This is a genomic window from Cedecea lapagei, from assembly GCF_900635955.1.
Classification (GTDB): Bacteria; Pseudomonadota; Gammaproteobacteria; order Enterobacterales; family Enterobacteriaceae; genus Cedecea; species Cedecea lapagei.
Genome location: NZ_LR134201.1, coordinates 1,887,860 through 1,909,585, shown reverse-complemented (window position 1 = coordinate 1,909,585; position 21,726 = coordinate 1,887,860). Strand labels below are relative to the sequence as shown.

18 protein-coding genes and 3 pseudogenes are annotated in these 21,726 nt (G+C 56.3%); 7 read left to right on the top strand and 14 right to left on the bottom strand.

From position 1 onward, the window contains the following. Positions 1–20: 20 nt before the first annotated feature. Both EL098_RS09305 and EL098_RS09300 read right to left on the bottom strand, forming a co-directional pair. Positions 21–2,454, bottom strand: a pseudogene (locus EL098_RS09305) (formate C-acetyltransferase/glycerol dehydratase family glycyl radical enzyme). A gap of 5 nt (positions 2,455–2,459) precedes the next feature. After that, positions 2,460–3,359 carry a glycyl-radical enzyme activating protein gene (locus EL098_RS09300; protein WP_126355968.1) on the bottom strand — a complete coding sequence of 300 codons (900 nt, stop codon included), beginning with the start codon at positions 3,357–3,359 and terminating at the stop codon, positions 2,460–2,462. A gap of 135 nt (positions 3,360–3,494) precedes the next feature. On the opposite strand from EL098_RS09300, the gene fsa reads away from it, so the two are divergent. Beyond that, positions 3,495–4,157 (top strand): fructose-6-phosphate aldolase, encoded by a 663-nt coding sequence (gene fsa / locus EL098_RS09295; protein WP_126355967.1) that lies wholly within the window; start codon positions 3,495–3,497, stop codon positions 4,155–4,157. A gap of 40 nt (positions 4,158–4,197) precedes the next feature. On the opposite strand, the gene rcnR is transcribed toward fsa, so the two are convergent. Continuing rightward, on the bottom strand, positions 4,198–4,470 hold the full coding sequence (rcnR, locus tag EL098_RS09290) for a Ni(II)/Co(II)-binding transcriptional repressor RcnR (RefSeq protein ID WP_126355966.1): 273 nt from the start codon (positions 4,468–4,470) through the stop codon (positions 4,198–4,200). Between the two features lie 118 nt (positions 4,471–4,588). Between rcnR and EL098_RS09285 the strand changes: the two genes are divergently transcribed. Further along, positions 4,589–5,698 carry a nickel/cobalt efflux protein RcnA gene (locus EL098_RS09285; protein WP_126355965.1) on the top strand — a complete coding sequence of 370 codons (1,110 nt, stop codon included), beginning with the start codon at positions 4,589–4,591 and terminating at the stop codon, positions 5,696–5,698. A gap of 68 nt (positions 5,699–5,766) precedes the next feature. Here EL098_RS09285 and yciZ read toward each other — a convergent pair whose 3' ends face one another. Then, entirely contained in the window at positions 5,767–5,949 is a 183-nt protein-coding gene (gene yciZ / locus EL098_RS09280; protein WP_126355964.1) for a protein YciZ/DeoL, read from the bottom strand. Positions 5,950–6,171: 222 nt separating this feature from the next. On the opposite strand from yciZ, the gene EL098_RS09275 reads away from it, so the two are divergent. Next, a complete protein-coding gene (locus tag EL098_RS09275; RefSeq protein WP_126355963.1) occupies positions 6,172–7,041 on the top strand; it encodes a crotonase/enoyl-CoA hydratase family protein in 870 nt (289 codons plus the stop codon). Here EL098_RS09275 and pdeR read toward each other — a convergent pair. The 10 genes and pseudogenes from pdeR to pspF form a co-directional block, all read right to left on the bottom strand. Next, complete coding sequence (pdeR, locus tag EL098_RS09270) at positions 7,038–9,029, bottom strand: cyclic di-GMP phosphodiesterase (RefSeq protein ID WP_126355962.1); 1,992 nt, start codon at positions 9,027–9,029, stop codon at positions 7,038–7,040. The genes EL098_RS09275 and pdeR overlap by 4 nt on opposite strands. Positions 9,030–9,221: 192 nt before the next feature. Next, positions 9,222–11,156, bottom strand: a complete 1,935-nt coding sequence (locus EL098_RS09265) for an exoribonuclease II (RefSeq protein WP_126355961.1) — start codon at positions 11,154–11,156, stop codon at positions 9,222–9,224. A gap of 85 nt (positions 11,157–11,241) precedes the next feature. Beyond that, positions 11,242–12,417, bottom strand: a complete 1,176-nt coding sequence (locus tag EL098_RS09260; RefSeq protein ID WP_126355960.1) for a CMD domain-containing protein — start codon at positions 12,415–12,417, stop codon at positions 11,242–11,244. 212 nt (positions 12,418–12,629) lie between these two features. Next, the gene (gene fabI / locus EL098_RS09255; protein WP_039294025.1) at positions 12,630–13,421 is read right to left on the bottom strand and encodes an enoyl-ACP reductase FabI; all 792 of its coding nucleotides are present in this window, start codon (positions 13,419–13,421) and stop codon (positions 12,630–12,632) included. A gap of 138 nt (positions 13,422–13,559) precedes the next feature. Then, complete coding sequence (gene sapF, locus EL098_RS09250; protein WP_126355959.1) at positions 13,560–14,366, bottom strand: putrescine export ABC transporter ATP-binding protein SapF; 807 nt, start codon at positions 14,364–14,366, stop codon at positions 13,560–13,562. After that, a complete protein-coding gene (gene sapD / locus EL098_RS09245; RefSeq protein WP_126355958.1) occupies positions 14,366–15,358 on the bottom strand; it encodes a putrescine export ABC transporter ATP-binding protein SapD in 993 nt (330 codons plus the stop codon). Before sapD ends, sapF begins: the two co-directional genes overlap by 1 nt. Continuing rightward, positions 15,358–16,247 (bottom strand): annotated as a pseudogene (gene sapC / locus EL098_RS09240) (putrescine export ABC transporter permease SapC). The gene sapD and the pseudogene sapC overlap by 1 nt, the downstream one beginning before the upstream one ends. Then, entirely contained in the window at positions 16,234–17,199 is a 966-nt protein-coding gene (gene sapB / locus EL098_RS09235; protein WP_126355957.1) for a putrescine export ABC transporter permease SapB, read from the bottom strand. The pseudogene sapC and the gene sapB overlap by 14 nt, the downstream one beginning before the upstream one ends. Next, positions 17,199–18,835: pseudogene (gene sapA, locus EL098_RS09230) on the bottom strand (ABC transporter substrate-binding protein SapA). Before sapA ends, sapB begins: the two are co-directional and overlap by 1 nt. A gap of 114 nt (positions 18,836–18,949) precedes the next feature. Further along, positions 18,950–19,948, bottom strand: a complete 999-nt coding sequence (gene pspF, locus EL098_RS09225) for a phage shock protein operon transcriptional activator (RefSeq protein WP_126355955.1) — start codon at positions 19,946–19,948, stop codon at positions 18,950–18,952. 173 nt (positions 19,949–20,121) lie between these two features. On the opposite strand from pspF, the gene pspA reads away from it, so the two are divergent. The 4 genes from pspA to pspD all read left to right on the top strand — a co-directional run bounded on the left by pspA (position 20,122) and on the right by pspD (position 21,710). Then, complete coding sequence (gene pspA, locus EL098_RS09220) at positions 20,122–20,790, top strand: phage shock protein PspA (protein WP_126358400.1); 669 nt, start codon at positions 20,122–20,124, stop codon at positions 20,788–20,790. 61 nt (positions 20,791–20,851) lie between these two features. Next, positions 20,852–21,076 carry an envelope stress response membrane protein PspB gene (gene pspB, locus EL098_RS09215; RefSeq protein WP_126355953.1) on the top strand — a complete coding sequence of 75 codons (225 nt, stop codon included), beginning with the start codon at positions 20,852–20,854 and terminating at the stop codon, positions 21,074–21,076. After that, entirely contained in the window at positions 21,076–21,435 is a 360-nt protein-coding gene (pspC, locus tag EL098_RS09210; RefSeq protein WP_126355951.1) for an envelope stress response membrane protein PspC, read from the top strand. Before pspB ends, pspC begins: the two co-directional genes overlap by 1 nt. A gap of 44 nt (positions 21,436–21,479) precedes the next feature. Next, positions 21,480–21,710: a phage shock protein PspD gene (gene pspD / locus EL098_RS09205; protein WP_096754017.1), complete on the top strand. Its 231-nt coding sequence runs from the start codon at positions 21,480–21,482 to the stop codon at positions 21,708–21,710. Positions 21,711–21,726: the final 16 nt, after the last annotated feature.

Genomic DNA, 21,726 nt, shown 5'->3' with positions numbered 1-21,726 from the left:
GGTTAACCGCCGCCTTCTCGTCAAAGAGTATGTTCCGTGCGGGCTATAATATCATCCTGAGCGTCCGGAGATAAGGCAGTAAAGAAGGCCGAGTATCCTGCTACCCTGACCACTAGATCACGATATTTGTCAGGGTTTTGTTTTGCCTCAAGCAGGGTTTCACGGGAAACAATGTTGTACTGAACGTGCCAGCCCTTATGCGCCTCGAAGAAGGTGCGCAGCATAAACATTAATTTTTCGCGATCGCGCGGATTATCCAGCGTGGAAGGGTTGAGCTTTTGGTTAAGTAAAACGCCGCCGAGTATTTTATGGGTTGGCAGCTTGCCTACGGAACTGATTACCGCCGTTGGGCCAAGGTGGTCGGTGCCTGAGGCCGGGCTCGCCCCTTCTGCCAGCGGCGTTTTGGCCCTGCGGCCATCAGGAGTCGCCATCGTTGCTGCCCCAAACGGCACATTAGCTGAGATAGAAGATGTTCCCGCGTAGTAAGTCCCGCCAATCGGGCCGCGGCCAAAGCGCGTGTTGTGGTACTGCTTCAGTTCGTCGATATAGGTCTGGTAAGCGCGCGCCAGCAGCATATCCACTTCATCATCGTCATTGCCATACTTTGGTGCGCCATTGATTAACCGCTGGCGAAGCTGTTCGCCGCTCAGATCTGCAAAGTCGTTGGCCAGCGCATCCGCCAGCTGTTGTTGGCCGATAATGCCCTGGTCAAAGACCAGCTTGCGCACCGCAGAGAGGCTATTGCCGAGGTTAGCAATACCCACCTGAAGCCCTGAAACCCAGTCATATTTTGCTCCGCCTTGCTTAATGCTTCTGCCTCGTTCAATGCAGTCGTCCACCAGCGCGGAACAGAGAATGTCGTGGGCGTTTTCTTCCAGAACCGTGTCGACAACACACTCGATCTCAATTGATTTCTGCGTGTAGTAGCGAATTTGCCGATCCCAGGCCTCCAGCACCTCGTCAAACGAGGTGAAGTTACCTGCGGAAAGCGCTTTTTGCTGCGGAAGAAATACCTTGCCGCTGGTGGCATCACGGCCATGTTCGAGGCTGGCGAGCATGACGCGGGCAAAGTTAATAAAGCTCATGCCGGTGCAGCGGTAGCCCCATTTTCCCCCGACGGCGGTTTCAATACAGCCGATGGCCGCATAGTCATAAGCATCTTCGCGGCTGACGCCGATCTTAATGAATTCGTCGATAACAATTTCATCGTTATTAAATGCCGGCATCCCGAACCCGCAGCGAATCACCTGAACGCAAGCGTCGAGGAAGTCGTTGCTCATGCCTGCGTGATAGCGAACGCTGAGGTTCGGCTGCGTTGACCGCAAACGACCGCAGGACTCAAGAATGGCATAGGAGAGTGGGTTAACGGCATCTACCGGCACGCCGTTGACCAGAGTTTGCCCGCCGATGGTGACGTTCTGGTACAGCGGGCTACCTGCAGAGGCTTTAGAGTGCGAGCCGGAGCGAATCTTATTCACCTCGAGCAACTTCAGCCAACAGCTTTGCAGCAGCTCAATCGCCTGTTCCCGGCCGATCGTTTGCTGGAGCTCAACGTCCCGGCGGTACCACGGATAGAGGTATTGATCCAGCCGGCCGAAGGAAACGGAGTGGCCGTTGGACTCAATCTGCAGCACTAGTTGAATAAAGTAGCCCAGCTGTAACGCCTGCCAGAACGTTACCGGCGGATGGTTTGCAATATGTTCGCAGTTATCGGCGATCGTCAGCAATTCTTCGCGGCGCGCCTCTCGCGTCTCTTCCGCAGCCATTTTTTTCGCCAGCTGCGCATAGCGCAGGATATGATCGCTCAGGGCGGCAAAGGTCATATCGATAGCCTTCAGGAACTGCTCTTTATGCAGATCCTCCCAATCCGTAAGCTGCAGTCGCCCGCGGCGCTCGGCGACCTTGTCGCGCAGGCCGCTAATCCCCAGCCTCAGCAACAGCGGGAAGTTAACCGCCAGATGAGCGTCGCCCGAAGTCATGTTGCCTTCGGCTTTTATGATCCCGGTAGCCAGAAGCGCTTTTTGCTCGTCGGTAAACATGCCGTAGCAGCGATCCTGTACCGTCTGGCCTCGCCACCACGGGCAAATTTCATGCATGACGGCTTTATCCGCCTCAGAAATTGAGAATCCGGCACCGGGACGATCGCCAAGTTCGTCTATCTCGCTCTCAATCCAGCCGACGGTGTACTCAGGAAAGAAGGGCGCTCCCCGTACGTGGCTCGCCTGGTTACCGACGATAAGTTCATCGTGTTTAATCCAGATAGTGCGTTCGGCCAGGTGATGGGCCAACGCCATTGCACGGCGAACCGGCAGCGGTTTGTCCTGGTGCTGCTGGTAAACGCTGGTGTAATGGCGGGGCGCGTTCGGTACAGACCGGGGGTTTAACGATATGTATCAGCGCCTCTTTATGCGCCTTGATGCGTGGGCTAAGTAAATTCAGGTTCAGTTCGGTCATGATGGTTATCCTCTAATCCAGGCTGTCATGCCTTTTTGGCTGGCGTACTGTTCGGCAAAATGCAGAAGTTCTGGCGCATCAAGCGGCTTGCTGGCGGCCAGATAGGGCTTCCCCAACAGGTGATATTTATGGATGCCCAGGGTGTGGTAGGGCAGAAAATGGATCGACTTTGCGCCGATCTCATCGGCGGCAAAATCGGTGATGGCGCGAATGGAGCGTTCATCAGCATTAAAATCGGGAATGAGCGGTACGCGGAGGGTCATTGCTACACCGCAGGCGGCAAGCCTGCGAAAATTATCCATCACCCGCTCGGCGCTGCCGTCGGTCCACGCGTGAAAACGCGCCTTGTCTACATGCTTGAGGTCGGCCAGCAGCAGATCTAAAAAGGGCAGCGAAGGTTCCAGGTATTTCCAGGGAACGTGCAGGCAGGACTCCACGGCAGTGTGCAGGTCGGCATCTTTGCTTCGTTGCAGCAACTCTTTAGCCAGCTCGGGCTGCATAAAGGGCTCGCCGCCGGACAGCGTGATGCCTCCTCCGCTCCGGAGATAAAAAGGTTTATCACGAAGGACGGCGGTCATAATGGCGTCCGCTGTTTTTTCCTCACCGCAGACGGTCAGCGCCTGCGTCGGGCAGCAATCCCGGAGCGAACTTATCGCGCCTTCGTCAAGTTTGCCGCGAGCGATGATCAGCTCATCTCCAGCACGAGAAACTACCTCCGGCGCAGCCTGCTGACAAAGATCGCAGCCGGCAAGACAAAGGCGACGGTCCAGCAAGATATCGCATTCCCGGGAGCAGCTTTCCGGGTTCTGGCACCACCGGCAGCCCAGGGAGCAGCCTTTCAGGAAGACGACCGTGCGGATCCCCGGGCCATCATGGGTAGAGTAGCGCTGGATATTGAACAGCATGATATAGCTCTCCGTGTTTCTTTCGTAAATTAAATTACTTTCGAATGAAAGTTATATTGATATTGATCAGCTAAACAATCGACGGCCGGGTTATGATGCCGTCAATGAGAGTTGACTCAACTTCTGGAGAGCGTAATGGAACTGTATTTAGATACCGCTGATGTAGCCGCCGTTAAGCGTCTTGCCCGGGTTCTGCCGCTGCAGGGCGTCACGACCAACCCTTCAATTGTTGCTAAAGCCGGTATTTCCCTGTGGGAAGTGCTCCCTGCGCTGCAGGATGCGCTTGGCGGAGAAGGCAAGCTTTTCGCCCAGGTGATAGCCAGCCATGCGGATGAAATGGTGAAAGAAGCGCAGCTGTTAACCGCACGCGTACCGGGGCTGGTTGTGAAGGTTCCTGCCACTCCGGAAGGGCTTGCGGCGCTTAAGCAGCTTAAGTTAATGGATATCCCGACGCTGGGTACGGCGGTTTATGGCGCAGCGCAAGGGCTGCTGGCCGCGCTGGCGGGCGCTGAATATGTTGCGCCTTATGTGAACAGGCTGGATGCTCAGGGCGGGGACGGAATTCAGATGGTGCAGGATCTGCAGCAGCTTTTAACGCTGCACGCGCCTGACGCTAAAGTGCTGGCGGCAAGTTTCCGCACGCCGCATCAGGCGATGTCGTGCCTTCTGGCCGGCTGCGAAGCGATCACGCTGCCCATTGATGTGGTCGAGCAAATCCTGGTCACCCCGGCGGTAACGGCGGCAATTGGCGGGTTTGAAAAAGACTGGCAGGGCGCTTTTGGATCCTTAACGCTCTAGTCTTTACGGCCACCGTTCGGCGGTGGCTTTCACGCAAAGCTTATTTAATGTAAGAGTCCAGCACCTTCAGGATCACGTCGAGATCCTCTTCACGCTTCACCTCATCCACTTCATGCACGATATGCTCCGTAAGATGCCCCTTAATCACCTCGCGCATTAAGCCATTAACTGCACCTCGTATGGCGGCGATTTGCTGCAATACGGCCGCGCACTCATGTGGCTCATCAAGCATCTTTTTTAGCGCAATCACCTGTCCCTGAATTTTGCTGGCACGGGCTTTCAGTTTTTGCTTATCGCGGATGGTATGTGACATGCGGTTTACCCTCTAAGAAGATCTTTATAATGATACTCACACAAATCTACTGGGGGGTAGTATTTTATACTGGGGGGGAGTAGAATTTAGATCCCACATCTCAGCAAGAACGATCCTCATGACTGAATTCACAACGCTTTTCCAACAAGGCAACGCCTGGTTCTTTATCCCCAGCGCAATTCTGCTTGGCGCACTGCACGGCCTTGAACCCGGGCATTCGAAAACGATGATGGCCGCATTTATCATCGCTATTAAAGGTACCGCCAGGCAGGCGGCTATGCTTGGGCTGGCGGCGACGCTATCCCACACGGCCATCGTCTGGCTTATTGCGTTTGGCGGGATGTACATCAGTAAACGTTTCACTGCGGAATCCGCCGAACCCTGGCTGCAATTGATTTCCGCCGTCATTATTCTCGCTACGGCATTCTGGATGTTCTGGCGCACCTGGCGCGGAGAGAAAAACTGGCTCGCAGAGTCGCAGGAAAGCGGACATCACCATCATGATGAAACAAAACGGATTGATACCGGTCATGGTTATGTTGAGCTTTCCATCTTTGAAGAAGGGCAGGCTCCCCGCTGGCGTTTACGCAACCTTAGCCGAAGAAAATTGGAGGCGGGAAATATCGCTCTGGAGACTCAGCGCGAAGGAAGAGAGAGTTCGCAGGTTTTCAAGTTTGTGGATTGCGGAGGTTACATGGAGTCGACTTCGCCCATCCCTGAACCTCATAACTTTAACGTGCGTCTCTCATTTGGCCACCGCGGGCACAGTCATGATTACGAAGTGGAGTTTCATGAACATCACCACGATCATTCCGGAACAGAAGGTCTCGATGTTGGGTCGAAGGAGTATCAGGACGCGCATGAGCTGGCGCATGCCAATGATATTAAGCGGCGTTTTAGCAATAAAGAGGTGACCAACGGGCAAATTCTGCTGTTTGGCCTGACAGGCGGTTTGATTCCATGCCCGGCCGCTATCACGGTATTGCTGATCTGTATGCAGCTTAAAGCGCTGACTTTGGGCGCCACGCTGGTGGTTTGTTTTAGCCTTGGCCTTGCGCTGACGCTAGTCACGGTCGGCGTCAGCGCGGCGGTGGGCGTCCGTCAGGTGGCAAAGCGCTGGAGTGGATTCAGCGCATTTGCCAGAAAAGCGCCATACTTTTCAAGCGCTCTGATTGCTGCGATGGGACTATATATGGCTATTCAGGGATGGGGCGGGCTGGGTCACTAATACAGTTCAGGGAAGAGGCATAAAGAAAAAGCAGCCTTTTTGTTGGGCTGCTTTTGTCAGAGAAGGCGTTAAATTTCCCACGGCGATTTTTTTGGCTCGCCGCCGTGTTTATTCCCGTCGTTATCTACGCTCAGTAATTCGGCCTTGAGGATCTCAAGGTTGTTTATCGCTGAGGCATAATCTTTGGCAACCAAAATATCCAGCACGGTATCGATACGTTTGGCAAGCTGCTGCGGATCCAGGGTTGGCATTATTAATCCTGTCGGTAATGGCGAATGAATCATGCACCCATAATGCAAAAAATAGGCGCTAAAGAGAAGGGTGAGCGGCGAATTCCTGACCTTATTGTGCAATAAATTATCGCACAACATATAAGTATTAATTATTAATCTCTGCTCCACATTCATCAAACAATAGCCGTGGATTAGTCTGATCCTGCGATGACCGCACATTCATTTTATGAGGATCTGGCTATGACAGTTATCAACCAACCCACCTGCAAACTCTTTACCGATACTGCACGTTTCACTCAACTGTCTGGATATTACGAAGAAGAACGACGTACCGTCTGGATGATGCTTCGCTCCCGCCCGCGTCCCTGCTTTAATCACGAGCTTATCGAGGAGATCATGAACCTGGGCTATATCGTCCAGAAGGCCGGATTCAAAGTTGATTTCTGGGTTACCGGTTCGCTGGTCCCCGGCATGTACAATACCGGCGGGGATTTGGGGTTTTTTATTGAAACTATTCGCAACGGGCGTCGTGAAGCGCTCCGCGCCTACGCACGGGCGTGCGTTGACTGCGTTCATGCCGCATCGCGCGGTTTTGATAGCGGGGCCATCAGTCTGGCGATGGTCGAAGGAAGTGCCCTTGGCGGCGGGTTTGAAGCCGCGTTGGCGCACCATTTCGTTCTGGGACAGCGTGACGCAAGGCTGGGCTTCCCTGAAATCGCATTTAACCTGTTTCCCGGCATGGGCGCTTACTCGCTGGTGGCTCGCCGTTCCGGCATGAAGCTTGCGGAGGAGCTTATATATAAAGGGGAGTCCCACACGGCGGAGTGGTATCACCAGCATGGTTTAGTGGATCAGCTGTTTGAGCCGGGTCAAGGCTATCTGGCCACGCGCACCTTTATCGATACCCTTCAGCCTAAATTAAACGGCGTAAAGGCGATGCTTCGTGCGCGGCAGCGGGTGCTGCAGCTACCGCGTTCGGAGCTGATGGACATCACCGAGGACTGGGTGGATGCCGCATTTTGTCTGGAGGCCAAAGACATCGCCTACATGGAGCGGCTTGTGCAGCTGCAAAACCGCCATACCTCGACGGCTTTGCGTAAAGCTAGCTAGCCTTTTGTACTGGCCCGGTAGCGTTTAAACCATCGCTCGAATACGGCTGCGGGCATAGGTTTCGCGAATAAAAAACCCTGCCGTTCGTTGACGCCGTTCCTGGTAAGGAAGGCGTCTTCTTTTTGATTTTCCACTCCCTCAGCAATGACCTGCAAATTGAGCGCCTGGGCAACGGCTACAATAGCCCTGACCAGCGACTGGGAGACCGAATGCTTATGCACGTCGCGCACAAAAGACTGATCCAGCTTAATCGCATCGATAGGAAAGCGAGCCAGCTGCGATAGAGATGAATAGCCGGTGCCGAAGTCATCGAGATGGACCTGCGCCCCCAACTGGCTGAACTGCTTAATGACCGAGAGCGCCAGCTCTTCATTCTCAATAAGACAGCTTTCGGTCAGCTCAACGTCGATCGGGCAGTAGTCGAAATTCAGATCTTTCAGCGCCTGTTTGAGGTCGCTAAGGAGAGTCTGGTCGGCAAGCTGGCGAGCCGAAACGTTAACCGCCACGCGCAGATTGATGCCGCTCTTCCGCCACTTCGCCACCTGCTGCACAACGCTAACCATCACCCAGCGGCCCAGAGGCACAATCAGGCCGGACTCTTCGGCGTAGGAGATAAAGTCCAGAGGAGGGATCAGCCCGCGCTCCGGGGACTGCCAGCGTACCAGCGCCTCCAGGCTACGGACTTCGCCTCGGCAGGTTATCTTCGGCTGGTAGTGGATCACCAGCTGGTCGTTATCCAGCGCTTTGCGCAGATTGGTATCGAGCCACAAATACTCAAAGACCCGCTGATTCATCTCCGGCGAAAACACACAAAACTTACCGCGGCCGCTCTCTTTTGCCGTGTACATGGCCGTATCGGCATTGCGAATCAGGTTCTCTCGCTCCTCGCCATGCTGCGGGGCAAGAGAAATGCCCAGCGAACAGCCGCTATAGACCTCAATCAGGCCGATTCGGAAGGGCTGTTTCAGACGGGTTAAAATGCGGGAGGACATCGCCTCCAGCGAGCCCTGCGAGGTGTTGGTCGCCAGCACGATAAATTCATCACCGCCGAGGCGAGCCAGCACCTGGCCCTCTTCAAGGCAGCTTAAAATCGCCAGTGAAACGGCCTGCAGCAGCTGATCGCCAAACATGTGGCCGTAGGCATCGTTCACTTTTTTAAAGTTATCGAGATCCAGATAGACGATGCCAACCTGGGCCTCTTCACGCTTCTCTATGGCGTCGGCGATCAGATCGTAAATGGCGTTGCGGTTTGGCAAGCCGGTGATCGTATCCGTATTCGCCAGCACCCGCAGGCGCTCCTGAGCACGGCGCTCTTCGGTGATGTCGGTTCCGGAGCAAATCAGGTAGATTTCGTTTTTGCCGCTGCCGCTGTGCACAAACTTATTGCGGAATAAAAACAGCCGCTGGCCTTTTCGGGTTTTTACCCACCGTTCGACCTCATAGGAGCTGCCGTTGCGGAAAAAACCGCTGATATTGCGCTTTGAGGCGGCGGCTTCGCTGCGGCTCATAAACAGCCTGAAAACGTTCTGGCCGATGACCTCGTGCTCTTTCATCCCGGTGTACTCTTCACTTAGCCGGTTGAAGCGCTGAATATTTCCCTGTTTATCAAGGATCACTATTACGGAATTGGCTTCAGAGACCACCTGCTCTGCAAAAGAGAGGCCCTGCACCAGATCTCGCGCCACCGAACGGGTATCGTGCCAGGCCGATGCGGTGCCTGCCCATTCACGTTTTGACACTTTTCGGCCCACCATATGCACCGGTACCTCGGTGCCGAACAGCGACAGCGTCATGGTCAGGCTGGAAGTGATCACCGTCATCTGCCGAATTTCGTCTGCCTGCGCAGGTTCCAGCGCCACGACCCGACCGGTGTCAGAATCTTCACTGGCCGCCAGTTGTAGGGCGTTACTGTCAGCCGGTAAACGCCAGTAGGGGCTGCTCGTCCCCAGATAACGATAAAGCAGGTTCTGCTCTGCATCGTCTTTCATTCTTGCTCCTGAGCCTCAGGGAAATCATCACCCAAATCTATTATTTATAGTAGCAACAGAAAGCTGATGTTAAAGCCCCGGTAAAGAGGAAAAGATCTTGTTTTTGCAGAGGATGTGCTTTACGTCGGCGCAGGGAGCCGCGGGCATAAAAAAGCCGGGCAGAGCGCCCGGCTTTCACTGCGTGCCTCAGGATCAGACCGCGGGGCGAGCAATTACGCTGCGGGTTTCCATACGCACTTCCGCGATGGTCACGTCGATAACGTCGGTCACCTTATAAACGACTTCGCCTTTAATCTGCACGGTGCCGTTTTCCTGACTGCAAACCAGCTCGTCACGCACCGCATGGATGAATGGCGCAGGAATAAACGCTACCGCACCGTTATCAACGAGGCGCACGCGCATCCCGCCACGACTGACGTCGATAATCTCTGCTGCGAAGCGTGTATCGGTGCCGGCTTGCGGATTCAGGTAACGGGCATACAGCCAGTCGCCAACGTCGCGTTCTGCCATACGGTTCAGACGGCGGCGCTCCGCCATCTGGACGGTGGTGTCTTCAGCCGGACGAGCGGCCGTTTCACCTTTGATGATCGCTTTCAGCAGGCGATGGTTAACCATATCGCCGAACTTACGAATCGGTGAAGTCCAGGTGGCATAGGCCTCGAGGCCAAGGCCGAAGTGCGGGCCAGGCTCGGTGCTGATTTCGGCAAACGACTGATAACGGCGAATGCGGCTGTCCAGGAACCCGGTAGGCTGAGCATCCAGTTCGCGACGCAGCTTGCAGAAACCTTCCAGGGTCAGCACTTCCTGCGCGTCCACGGTGATGCCGTGGGTCTGCAGCATAGCCGCCAGCTGGTCGGTGTTTGCCGGGTCAAAGCCGGTATGCACGTTATAAATCCCGAAGCCCAGCTTCTCGCGCAGCACGATGGCGGCACAGACGTTAGCCGCAATCATCGACTCTTCAACGATGCGGTTTGCGATGCGGCGAGGCTCGGCTACGATATTCAGCACTTCGCCTTTTTCACCCAGAATAAAGCGGTAGTCCGGGCGGTCTTTGAAGACCAGGGCATGGGTCTGACGCCACTCGCTACGGGCCAGGCAAATGCGCTGCAGCAGGCGAATTTGATTCGCAATTTCTTCGGTTTGCGGCTTCCAGTCACCTTTCTCTTCCAGCCAGTCAGAGACTTCGTCATAAACCAGCTTGGCTTTGGACTCGATATTTGCGGCGAAGAAATGGATGTCGCTGGCAATGGCGCCGTCCTGCTCAATGGTCATACGGCAGGCGAGAACAGGGCGAACAACGTTTGGGCGCAGGGAGCAGAGGTCGTCTGACAGCTCACGCGGCAGCATAGGAATGTTGAAGCCAGGCAGATAGTTGGTGAAGGCGCGGATTTTAGCGATGCCGTCGAGCTTGCTGCCTTCCGCAATCCAGGCCGTTGGATCGGCGATGGCAACGGTCAGCTGCAGCTTGCCGTCGGCCAGCGCTTCAACATACAGCGCATCATCCATATCTTCGGTGCTGGCGCTGTCGATGGTGACAAAATCCAGCGCGGTTAAATCTTCCCGCACCAGGCCATCATCGAGCATTTCGGTGGCTACGCCGTCCGGCGCTTCACGCTCCAGATTGTGACGTGACAGTGTCACCCACCACGGCGCAAGGTGATCGTCGCCGAAGGTGATAAATTGGGTTAACTCGGCGTAGAAGCCACGGTCGCCTTTCAGCGGATGGCGGCGCATCTCAGCCACCGCCCAGTCGCCGTGCTGGAAGTCATGTTCAACGTCACGTGCGGCACGGCACTGAATAGCATCTTTCAGCAGCGGATGATCCGGGACAATTGACAGACGATCGTCTTTCTTCTGAACGCGGCCAACAAAACGCGTCAGGAAAGGCTCGATAAGCGTTTCCGGCTCGGCAGACTCACGGTCCTTATCGGTGTGAATGACGGCGCTGATACGGTCGCCGTGCATCACTTTTTTCATCTGCGGCGGCGGAATAAAGTAGCTTTTATTGCCGTCGACTTCGAGGAAGCCGAACCCTTTTTCCGTACCTTTTACCACACCTTCAGCGCGTGGAGTCTGGGAATGCAGTTGCTGTTTTAGCTGCGCGAGCAGCGGGTTATCCTGAAGCATATCGTTTCGTTTTCGTGGCCTAAAGAGCGGCTGACAGTTTTACGCGAAACCTTACTCTGCGGCAAGCGCTGATTGCCCCGAAGGCTTATGGAGCCAGCGCTTGAGCGGTATTGCCGAGGCCGATTTTCAGGCGATTTATCCAGCCTGCCAGCCCGGAGCCGACCAACAGTCTCAGCACTTCTTGTTCGCTAAAACCCTGCTCATACAAAGGTTGAAGCTGGGCGGCGCTGAACCGGTCCGGCGCACGGGTCAACAGCTGAACGGCCTGAATGATCGCCTTTTCGCGAGGATGGTTATGGCTCCAGGCATTCAGCGCACGCTCGCCGTTACGCATCGCATCCGGCAGGCCAGCATCTCCTTGCCAGGACGTCACCGCATCGCTGAAGCAGGCTGCGCTGCCGTTAATACGTGCCGTCAGCATCGTCACCAGCTGCGCGTCGCCTGAAAGCGGCGAGGGGGTTTGCCAGAACAGACGGGCCAGCTGGCTAAGATAAGAGAGAACACGGTCGTTATGGGCCAGCAGCCAGGCAATATCTCGCAGTGTGCGCAGCGGCTGGCTTATGCTCAGCACCTCCAGCTGCTCCGGACGGGCATATCTCATCTCAACCGGCGGCAGCCCCGGCTGCCAGCTGACGGGATGCGGCATAAACAGCTCTGGATCGGCGTCCTGCTGCCCGCTGATACCCGGCAGCCAGCGTACGGGAAGGCCCTGAAGGGCTTGCCAGACGGCGATTGCGCGCGCCTGGAAGCCAACAAAGCCGATTATCTGGGTGAAAGCAACAATGTCGTCCACCGAGAGGCCGCATTCGTCCAGCTCTACGAGCGCTGCGTCGTCAATAAGCGTCGGGTGGCTGGCAAGCTGGCGGGCAAACTGGGTGATTTGGGTCAGGCGGCGGTTGCTTTCGCGGGAGGAGTCGGGGCCTGGCTGCGGCGCCAGACGGGCGGCGTAGTGGTTACAAAGACGCTGCACGCCATAAACCTGCGCGACGGTGAGTGCCGTGCTCAGGCGGTCATAGCTGCTGAGGGTATGCAAACGCGTCACGTGGATATTGTCCGGGAGCAGCACTTCAGAGGCGGCTCGGGCTGCATCAAGCCAGGGGGCTTCGACAATCAGCTGCGCTTCAGGGGGCGCTAAATCAAGCAGAAAGCGGTCTTCAACCTGCGCCGCTTCGGGAACTAAAGGCAGCACATCCGCCGGGCACAGACTGGACTGGGTTTCATGATACCAGTGGCTTTTACCAGAAAAGCGGCGTTGTTCCATGGTCGTTCCTTGGTCAAAAAAGTTTGCAGACCCGGATACAACGTCGATGCCGGGCCTGGTTCGCTGTTTTATCCTGGCGCAAGCACGGGAGGTGACAAAAGAATGATCGGTGATAATAAATATCGGAAAGATATAACTAATCTGAAGTCGGGCGGGGAATAGAGAGGGGAAGAGCGAAACGGGCCGTAGCCCGCTTCACCCTGAAACTGAAATTAGTCTTTCAGTTCCAGCTCGTTCATTGCAGCGATGCTGAAGCCGCCGTCAACGTGAACCACTTCACCGGAGATCCCGGCGGAGAGGTCGGAACACAGGAAGGCTGCGGAGTTACCCACATCTTCAATGGTCACGGTACGACGAATTGGGGTTACCGCTTCGCAGTGGGCCAGCATTTTACGGAAGTCTTTGATGCCGGAGGCAGCCAGGGTACGGATTGGACCTGCGGAGATAGCGTTTACGCGCACGCCTTCAGGCCCCATCGCGTTAGCCATGTAGCGAACGTTGGCTTCCAGAGACGCTTTTGCCAGGCCCATAACGTTGTAGTTAGGGATAGCACGCTCTGCGCCCAGGTAGGAGAGGGTCAGCAGGGCGGAGCCTGGGTTCAGCATTTCGCGGCACACTTTTGCCATTGCCACGAAGCTGTAGGCACTGATGTCGTGGGCAATTTTAAAGCCTTCACGGGTCACGGCGTTCACATAGTCGCCATCCAGCTGGTCGCCAGGGGCGAAGCCGATGGAGTGAACGAAACCGTCAAATTTCGGCCAGCTTTTCGCCAGTTCGGTAAACAGCGCTTCGATGCTCTCATCTTCAGCCACATCGCAAGGCAGCACGATGCTTGAGCCCAGCTCGGCAGCAAAACCTTCCACACGGCCTTTCAGCTTCTCGTTCTGGTAGGTGAAAGCCAGCTCGGCACCTTCGCGGTGCATCGCCTGTGCGATACCGTAGGCAATGGAGAGTTTACTGGCGACGCCAGTGATCAGAATGCGTTTACCGGTAAGAAAACCCATAGCTTTAATCCTTAATAGTCATTGTTGTTGCGGCCAGCAGGTGAAAAAACAGGCAGGCCGACGTTAAGACCGGGCGATTCTAACATGACTCCCGCGCAAGCGTTAATCCGACCACTTTTCCGTGAGGAAAAGTATGAATTAGCGATCCTTGCGCCAGGCATCAGCGGTTAAAGCTTCGCCGAAGTGGCTGTTGATCAGCCGCTTAGTCAATTCATGAAGCGGGGAGGCCAGCACGTCAGCCGTACTGCCGCGCTCCACCACTTCGCCTTCGTGCATCACCATCACCTGGTCGCTGATGTGCTTCATCATGCCAATGTGCTGAGTCACGTAAATATAAGAAATCCCATGTTTTTCCTGCAGCTCAAGCATCAGGTTTATCAGCTGCGAACGCATGGACATATCCAGCGAGGCCAGCGCCTCATCGGCAATAATCACCTTTGGCCGCAGAATCAGCGCGCGGGCCAGGCCAAGGCGCTGTTTTTGCCCTGGAGCCAGCATATGCGGGTAATAGCTGGCGTGGTCCGGCAGCAGGCCAACCATGCGCAACGTTTCCAGAATACGTTTCTGCCGAAGCTCTGGCTCCAGTTCTGTATTCAGGCGCAGCGGAAAGTCCAGAATCTGCGAGATACGCTGGCGCGGGTTAAGCGAGGTGCTCGGATCCTGAAATATCATGCGGATCCGCTGGCTGCGCCAGGAGTAATCGCCGAAATGAAGCGGGTGGTCGTCAATCACCAGCTCACCGGTGGTGGGCTCAATCATCCCCGCCAGCATCTTTGCCAGCGTAGATTTGCCCGACCCGTTTTCCCCGATAATGGCGAGCGTCTGCTTCTCGCGCAGCGTAAAGTTGAGCGGTTTAACCGCCTCAACGTGCTGGCGGCGGAACAGCCCGGTACGGTAGCGAAACGTCTTACTTAAATTGCGAACTTCCAGCAGCGTTTCGACCATTACTGACTCTCCATATTCAGCGGGAAGTGACAGGCATAAAGATGATTTTTCGCCCCTTCAAGCCTTGGCGCTTCAATGCATTTTCGCTGCGCGTAGGGGCAGCGAGGACCGAGACGGCAGCCCATCGGCAATTGCTCCAGCAAAGGAATGGCCCCCGGCATGGTATTTAACCGGCTTTTGTGCGGCATCGGGCTACCAAAATCGGGGATCGCCCGGATTAGCGCCTGGGTATAGGGGTGATGGGGAACGGTCACCAGCTCTTCGCTGGTCGCGCTCTCCACGGTTTGCCCGCAGTACATGACGTTAATTTTATCCGCCCACTGGCTGAGCATCTGCAGGTCGTGGCTAATCAGCAGGATGGTGGTGTTGTTATTCTGGTTCAGCCGGGTCAACAGGCGGAAGATTTGCGACTGCGTTGTTGGCTCCATGGCGTTGGTCGGCTCGTCCGCAATCAGCAGGCGAGGCTGGTTTGCCAGCGCAATGGCGATCATCACCTTCTGACATTCGCCTTCCGTCAGCTCGTAGGGATAGCTGCTCATGGCGTCTTTATGATCTTTAATCCCCACGCGGTGCAGCAGCTCAATGGCGCGGCGTTTGCGCCAGCCAAAGCGCTGCCACCAGCGGCCTTTGTAGGTCCAGCCTGGGATGTTCTGGGTGAGCTGGCGGCCAATTCTCTCTGAGGGATCCAGGCAGGACTGCGGCTCCTGGAATATCATCGACACGTTATGGCCAACGAGGCGGCGGCGTTCCCGTGGAGAGAGCCGGAGCAGGTCGATATCATCGAAGCGCATGCGGTCGGCGGTCACGCGCCAGTTATCTTTGGTGACGCCGCAGATAGCCTTAGCGATGAGGCTTTTTCCCGAGCCGGACTCACCGACCAGCCCGCGAATTTCCCCTTCGCCAAGCGTCATGCTTACGCGGTCGACGGCTTTCACCCAGCCTTCGGAGGTCATAAATTCGATGGTCAGATTACGGATATCAAGTAACGGCATTATTGCACCCCGGCATTAATTGCGCGGCGCAGGCCGTCGCCAAGCAGGTTAACCAGCAGGACGCTAATCATGATGGCGGCACCGGGCAGCATAACCGTCCACGGGCAACGTAAATCAGCTCAAGCGCGTCGCCCAGCATCGCGCCCCATTCCGGAGAGGGAAGCTGCGCGCCGAGATCGAGGAAGCCCAGCGCGGCAATATCCAGAATAGCCATAGACAGCGCACGCGTGGTTTCGGTGACCAGCGTGGCGGTGATGTTCGGCATGACGGCAAACCAAAGGATGTTGAGCGTAGAGGCGCCGTCAAGGCGAGCAGCAACCACGTACTCTTTCTCCAGCTCGTCGTGCACGGCGCTGTAAACCGAGCGCACCATGCGCGGCAGCAGCGCCAGCCAGACGGCGAACATTGCGTGGCTCAGGTGCGGGCCGGCAAAAGCCACAACAATAATCGCCAGCAGCAGCGAGGGGATAGAAAGCAAAGTATCAAGAATATGGTTCAGCACCGCCGAGCGCAGGCCGTGGGTCGATCCCGCGATTACGCCGAGCACGATGCCGCAGATTGTGGCTCCAAGCGTGACCACAAACGCCCCGCCTACGGTAGGTGCGGCGCCGCTGAGCAGACGGCTCAGGACATCACGCCCCAAATCGTCGGTACCGAGGAAGAACGAAACCTCGCCGTAGCGGGACCAGGACGGCGGCAGGAGCTGATAGCCGAGGAACTGCTGGTCAATCTGGTAAGGGGCAAAAAGGCTACCAAACAGGCACAACAGCGCCAGACCGCCGCAGCCGTAGAGGCCTATCATCGCGGTGGTGTCGCCATAAAATTTTCGCCACGTCAGCCGTAGCGTGCTTGGCGGTCGCTTTTCGCGGTAGACGCTATCGTAAGGCATACCATTCCTTATGCTTCAGTGGGTTGGCCATGGCGCCCAAAATATCGGAAAGCACATTAACAATTATCACCAACGAGCCAATCACCATTACACCGGCAGAAATGGCCATGTAGTCCTGCTGACGAATAGCGTTGATCAGCCAGCGGCCAAGGCCCGGCCAGCTGAAGACCACTTCGGTGATCATCGCCAGCGTCAGCATGGTTGAAAACTGCAGGCCCAGCCGAGGGATCACCGGCGGCAGCGCGTTATGCAGCACGTGGCGATGTAAAATGGTGAAGCGGGAAAGCCCGCGCGTGGCCGCCGCCTTCACATAGTTTTGGTCGAACACTTCGATGGTGCTGATGCGCATCAGGCGAATCACTTCGGTGGTCGGCGCGACGGAGAGCGCGGCCACAGGGAGGACCATATGGCGCAGAGCGCTGACGATCATTTCGCTGCGGTACGGGGAATCTGAAAGCCACGCATCCACCAGCGCAAACCCGGTGACGGACTTCACTTCGTAAAGCAAATCAAAGCGCCCGGAAACGGGGAACCAGCCCAGGGTCAGCGAGAAGAACAGCGTCAGCAGTAGAGCCAGCCAGAATACCGGAATCGAAAAACCCACCAGCGCCAGGGCGCTGATCAGCTTATCCTGCCACTTATTGCGCATGATGCCCGCCAGCATGCCGACCGGAATACCAATCAGCAGCGCCAGGCCAAAGGCCAGAATGCACAGCTCCATGGTTGCCGGGAACACGTCGCGTAGCTGCTCGTTGATCGACTGACCGTTAATGCTGGACACGCCAAAGTCCCAGTGCAGCAGGCTTTCAAACCAGAACACCCAGGCGTTCCAGATTGAGGCGCCCTGCAGCGGGGCGTGCGGGGTAAAATAGTTGAGGCTAAAGCCAACCATCGCCAGGAACAGCAGGGTGATCAGCAGCAGCAAGAGGCGGCGCAAGGTAAAGATGATCATTATTTTTTCGCCTCTTCATTTTCTCTGGAGACGCCCGCAAACGAGGCGTTGCCGAACGGACTAAGCACCAGACCTTTCATATCATAGCGGTAGGCCTGCAGCCTTAATGAAGAGGCCAGCGGCAGCACCGGAAGCTCGGCGGAGAGGATATCCTGCGCTTCGTTATAGGCCTCAATGCGGGCGGAGAGCTGCTGGGAAGCAAGCGCTTTTTGCAGCACGCTGTCGAACTGAGGATTGCACCAGCGTGCATAGTTGGTTTGCGAGCTGATCGCCGCGCAGCTCAGCATTGGGCGGAAGAAGCTGTCCGGATCGTTACTGTCCGTGGCCCAGCCGGCGAGCGTCAGATCGTGGTTCATGTCCATCAGACGTGCTTCCTGGAAACGGCCTTCCATCGGCACAATGATCACCTTCACGCCGATCTGCGCCATGTCGGCCTGGATAAGTTCGGCGGTTTTCAGCGGGCTTGGGTTCCAGGCCTGAGAGGTGGTTGGCACCCACAGGCGCAGCTCCAGGTTTTTCACTCCCAGCGCTTCCAACTGCTCGCGGGCTTTGGCCGGACTGTATTCGGTAATTTTGGCGTCGTTATCATAAGCCCATGACGCACGAGGCAGAATCGACGCGGCGGTCTCTGCGGTACCGTAATAAATAGACTGCATCAGGCGCTGGTTATTAATAGCGAGCGCGAGCGCATGACGAACGGCCGGGTTATTCAGCGGCGGTTTGTTAGTATTAAACGCCAGATAAGCGATGTTCATGCCAGGGCGCAGCGTCAGGCGTAAACGCGGATCGTCACGCAGGATAGTCAGCTGGCTTGCCGCAGGCCAGGCCAGCACGTCGCACTCCCCGGTGAGCAGCTTAGACAGACGTCCCGTGCCGCCGGAGCCGAGATCAACCACCACCTGCGGCATCAGCGGTACGCCACGCCAGAAGTGCTGGTTACGCGCCAGCCGAATGTACTGCCCGGCGCGGTATTCGCTAAGCAGGAACGGGCCAGTGCCGACAGGCTGCCGGTCCATCTGTTCCTGATGGTCGGCTTTGGTCAGCTGCGCGGCGTATTCGGCGGACATCACCGAGGCGTAGTGGGTAGCCAGATGCCAGAGGAATGAGGCGTCCGGCTTGTTGAGGCGGAACTCCACGGTATTCTCATCCAGCTTGCGGACGCTTTTTACGGTTTCCGGGAACTGAAGACTGTCGAAGTAGGGATAGCTGCCGCCGTTGACGTTATGCCACGGGTGGTTGCGGTCAAAAATTCGTTCAAAGGTAAAGACCACGTCATCGGCGTTCAGCGAGCGGCTGGGTTTAAACCAGGCGGTAGTCTGGAACTGAACATTGCGGCGCAGGTGGAAGCGGTAGGTCGCGCCGTTATCCAGCACCTCCCAGCTCTCTGCAAGCTCGGCACCAGTCGGTAGGTATAAGGATCGACGTCCAGCAGGCGATCGTAAAGCTGCGCCGCCAGAGTGTCGACGGTCAGACCGCCGCTGGTCATCTGCGGGTTAAAGGTATTGACCTGCCCGTTGACGCAATAGACGAACCCGCTACGGCGAATGTCTGCCGGTTTTTCATCAGGCGTTGCGGCACGCGCCGCGCCGCTCAGGCAGCATAAACCCAGTAACAGGGAGGAGAGCATTCCGCGCATAAGTTTTTGAGTTATCTCAGGTGATGGGCAAAGTGTATCGCACTCTTGCCTTCTCCCCAAAATTACTGGTGACGATCGGCAATTTTCTGCGCAGGACGGTGAAAAAAACGCCGTTCACTCCGGCGTTGGGCCGTTCAACTGATGCTTTTTCAGCATCGCCCGCAGCTGATGATAACTCACGCCTAACAGTTCTGCAGCCCGCCGCTGGTTATAGGCCGCCTGTTTCAGGCTTTGCTCCAGCAGACCTTTTTCCTGCTCGTTCTGCCAGCTTCGTAGATCGAGCGGCAGGGCGGGTAAACCGGGTGTTGCTTCTTTCAGGGGCTGATACAGCGGCGCTGGCCTGTGGGTAAAGGGATTCAGAATGATGTTGTCCAGCGCTTCATCGCTGGATCCGTGGCGATAAACAGAGCGTTCGACCACGTTTTTCAGCTCACGAATGTTGCCCGGCCAGCCATAGTTAAGCAGCGTCTCGCAGGCCCTCCCGGTAAAGCCGGGAAAGAGCGGCAAATTAAGCTCCCGGCACATCTGAATCGCAAAGTGATCCGCGAGCAGCAGGATATCCGAGCGCCGCTCGCGCAGTGGCGGCAGCATGACAACGTCAAACGCCAGCCTGTCGAGCAGGTCGGCTCTAAATTTGCCCTGCTCGGCGAGCGCCGGCAAATCGGCATTGGTTGCGCAGACGAGACGAGTATTCACCTGCAGCGGCTGGCTGCCGCCAACGCGTTCGAGTTCGCCGTATTCCACCACGCGCAGCAGCTTCTCCTGCACCAGCATCGGGGCCGTTGCCAGCTCATCCAGGAACAGCGTGCCGCCTTCCGCGCGCTCAAAACGTCCCTGATGGCGCTTCTGCGCCCCGGTAAACGCGCCTGCTTCGTGGCCAAACAGTTCGCTGTCCAGCAGATTTTCGTTAAGCGCCGCGCAGTTGAGGGAGATAAAAGGCCCTTGCCAGCGCTGCGACAGGAAATGCAGGCGGTTGGCTATCAGCTCTTTACCGGTACCGCGCTCGCCGATCACCAGCACCGGCTTGTTCAGCGGCGCCAGGCGGGAAACCTGCTCCATCACCTCCAGGAAGCTGTTGGCCTCTCCGATAAGGCTGTCCTTATTTTCCAGCATGGTTAAATTCCCTAATGGTTAGTCAATTTAACCACTATAGCGGCTTTTGCTGGCAGGTCAAATCTCGACGAATCCTTATAAAACAACGAAATGAAAAGTTGGCATGGATGCTGCAATGTCTACTGCGAGCAGAGTGCCTGGCACCTGAAATAATGACTTAAGAGGATTGAATGATGGGTATTTTTTCTCGTTTTGCCGACATCGTGAACGCGAACATCAACTCACTGCTGGAGAAAGCGGAAGATCCGCAGAAGCTGGTCCGTCTGATGATTCAGGAAATGGAAGACACGCTGGTGGAAGTTCGTTCCACTTCAGCCCGCGCGCTGGCCGAGAAGAAACAGCTGAGCCGCCGCGTTGAACAAGCTACCGCGCAGCAGGCCGAATGGCAGGAAAAAGCCGAACTGGCGCTGCGTAAAGAGAAAGAAGATCTGGCTCGCGCCGCGCTGATTGAAAAGCAGAAGCTCACCGACCTGATTGTGACGCTGGAAAACGAAGCGATTCACGTCGATGAAACGCTGGCGCGCATGAAAAAAGAGATTGGCGAGCTGGAAAACAAGCTGAGCGAAACTCGTGCCCGCCAGCAGGCGCTGACGCTTCGCCACCAGGCCGCATCTTCTTCCCGCGACGTTCGCCGCCAGCTCGACAGCGGTAAGCTGGATGAAGCGATGGCGCGTTTCGAATCCTTCGAACGCCGCATCGACCAGATGGAGTCCGAGGCGGAAAGCCACGGCTTTGGCAAACAGAAGTCACTGGACGCCCAGTTTGCCGAACTGAAAGCCGATGATGAAATCAGCGCCCAGATAGCTGCGCTGAAAGCAAAAATGAACCAGGATCGTCAATAATAATCCAGGCCGCGGTGCGCAGAGCGTACCGCGACTCAAGCCTGACCAGTAAGGAGTACACATGAGCGCGCTTTTTCTTGCTATCCCGCTGACCATCTTTGTGCTGTTTGTGGCGCCGATTTGGCTTTGGCTTCACTACAGCAACCGTTCTAATGGCGAGCAGCTTTCACAAAGTGAACAGCAGCGACTTGCCCGGTTGACCGATGAGGCGCGACAGATGCGGGAGCGCATTCAGTCTCTGGAGCAGATCCTTGATGCCGAACACCCGAACTGGAGAAACAACTAATGGTCAATTCATTTTCCGGTCGTAAGCTGTGGCGCATCCCAGAAAAAGGGATGGTGAAAGGGGTATGCGCGGGTATTGCGCAATACCTTGATGTGCCGGTCAAACTGGTACGCGCCATTGCGATTTTATCGATATTTTTTGGCCTGTCGTTCTTTGTGCTGGTGGCCTACATCGTGATGACTTTTGTACTGGATCCGATGCCCTACGGCGCAGATGAAAAAAACGAGCAGCCCACCAGCCGCGACTTGCTGAACGCGGTGGATGCGGAGCTGGCAGCGGGTGAACAACGTTTGCGTTCTATGGAACGTTACATCACCTCTGACACCTTCACGCTGCGCAGCCGTTTCCGTCAGTTGTAATTCGAAATCAGGCGGGAGCAATCCCGCCATTGTGAGGAGTTAATATGACTAAGTTTCAGTCCGTCTCGCAAAAAGCTAAACCTGGCCTGAAACTCGCCGGGAAGCTGGCTCTGCTGGCCGCACTGCGATTCGGCCCGGCCGGTTTTGCTGCATGGGCGATAAAGTCCGTTGCTCGCCGCCCGCTGAAAATGGTGCTGGCCGTGGTGCTGGAACCGTTGCTGACCCGCATCCTCCGTAACGTCTCCGACCGTTACGATCGCCGTATGGCAAAATAACCGCTCTCCGGAGCGA

Excerpts from the sequence above, each read along its gene's own strand:
- yciZ (WP_126355964.1), bottom strand. The coding sequence starts at position 5,949 with ATGCCAACCCTGGATCCGCAGCAGCTTGCCAAACGTATCGATACCGTG.
- sapF (WP_126355959.1), bottom strand. The coding sequence starts at position 14,366 with ATGGTCGAAACGCTGCTGGAAGTTCGCAATTTAAGTAAGACGTTTCGC.
- pspD (WP_096754017.1), top strand. The coding sequence starts at position 21,480 with ATGACTAAGTTTCAGTCCGTCTCGCAAAAAGCTAAACCTGGCCTGAAA.
- fsa (WP_126355967.1), top strand. The coding sequence starts at position 3,495 with ATGGAACTGTATTTAGATACCGCTGATGTAGCCGCCGTTAAGCGTCTT.
- sapB (WP_126355957.1), bottom strand. The coding sequence starts at position 17,199 with ATGATCATCTTTACCTTGCGCCGCCTCTTGCTGCTGCTGATCACCCTG.
- pspF (WP_126355955.1), bottom strand. The coding sequence starts at position 19,948 with ATGCTGGAAAATAAGGACAGCCTTATCGGAGAGGCCAACAGCTTCCTG.
- pspB (WP_126355953.1), top strand. The coding sequence starts at position 20,852 with ATGAGCGCGCTTTTTCTTGCTATCCCGCTGACCATCTTTGTGCTGTTT.
- EL098_RS09260 (WP_126355960.1), bottom strand. The coding sequence starts at position 12,417 with ATGGAACAACGCCGCTTTTCTGGTAAAAGCCACTGGTATCATGAAACC.
- EL098_RS09300 (WP_126355968.1), bottom strand. The coding sequence starts at position 3,359 with ATGCTGTTCAATATCCAGCGCTACTCTACCCATGATGGCCCGGGGATC.
- pdeR (WP_126355962.1), bottom strand. The coding sequence starts at position 9,029 with ATGAAAGACGATGCAGAGCAGAACCTGCTTTATCGTTATCTGGGGACG.
- pspA (WP_126358400.1), top strand. The coding sequence starts at position 20,122 with ATGGGTATTTTTTCTCGTTTTGCCGACATCGTGAACGCGAACATCAAC.
- EL098_RS09265 (WP_126355961.1), bottom strand. The coding sequence starts at position 11,156 with ATGCTTCAGGATAACCCGCTGCTCGCGCAGCTAAAACAGCAACTGCAT.
- rcnR (WP_126355966.1), bottom strand. The coding sequence starts at position 4,470 with ATGTCACATACCATCCGCGATAAGCAAAAACTGAAAGCCCGTGCCAGC.
- fabI (WP_039294025.1), bottom strand. The coding sequence starts at position 13,421 with ATGGGTTTTCTTACCGGTAAACGCATTCTGATCACTGGCGTCGCCAGT.
- EL098_RS09275 (WP_126355963.1), top strand. The coding sequence starts at position 6,172 with ATGACAGTTATCAACCAACCCACCTGCAAACTCTTTACCGATACTGCA.
- pspC (WP_126355951.1), top strand. The coding sequence starts at position 21,076 with ATGGTCAATTCATTTTCCGGTCGTAAGCTGTGGCGCATCCCAGAAAAA.
- EL098_RS09285 (WP_126355965.1), top strand. The coding sequence starts at position 4,589 with ATGACTGAATTCACAACGCTTTTCCAACAAGGCAACGCCTGGTTCTTT.
- sapD (WP_126355958.1), bottom strand. The coding sequence starts at position 15,358 with ATGCCGTTACTTGATATCCGTAATCTGACCATCGAATTTATGACCTCC.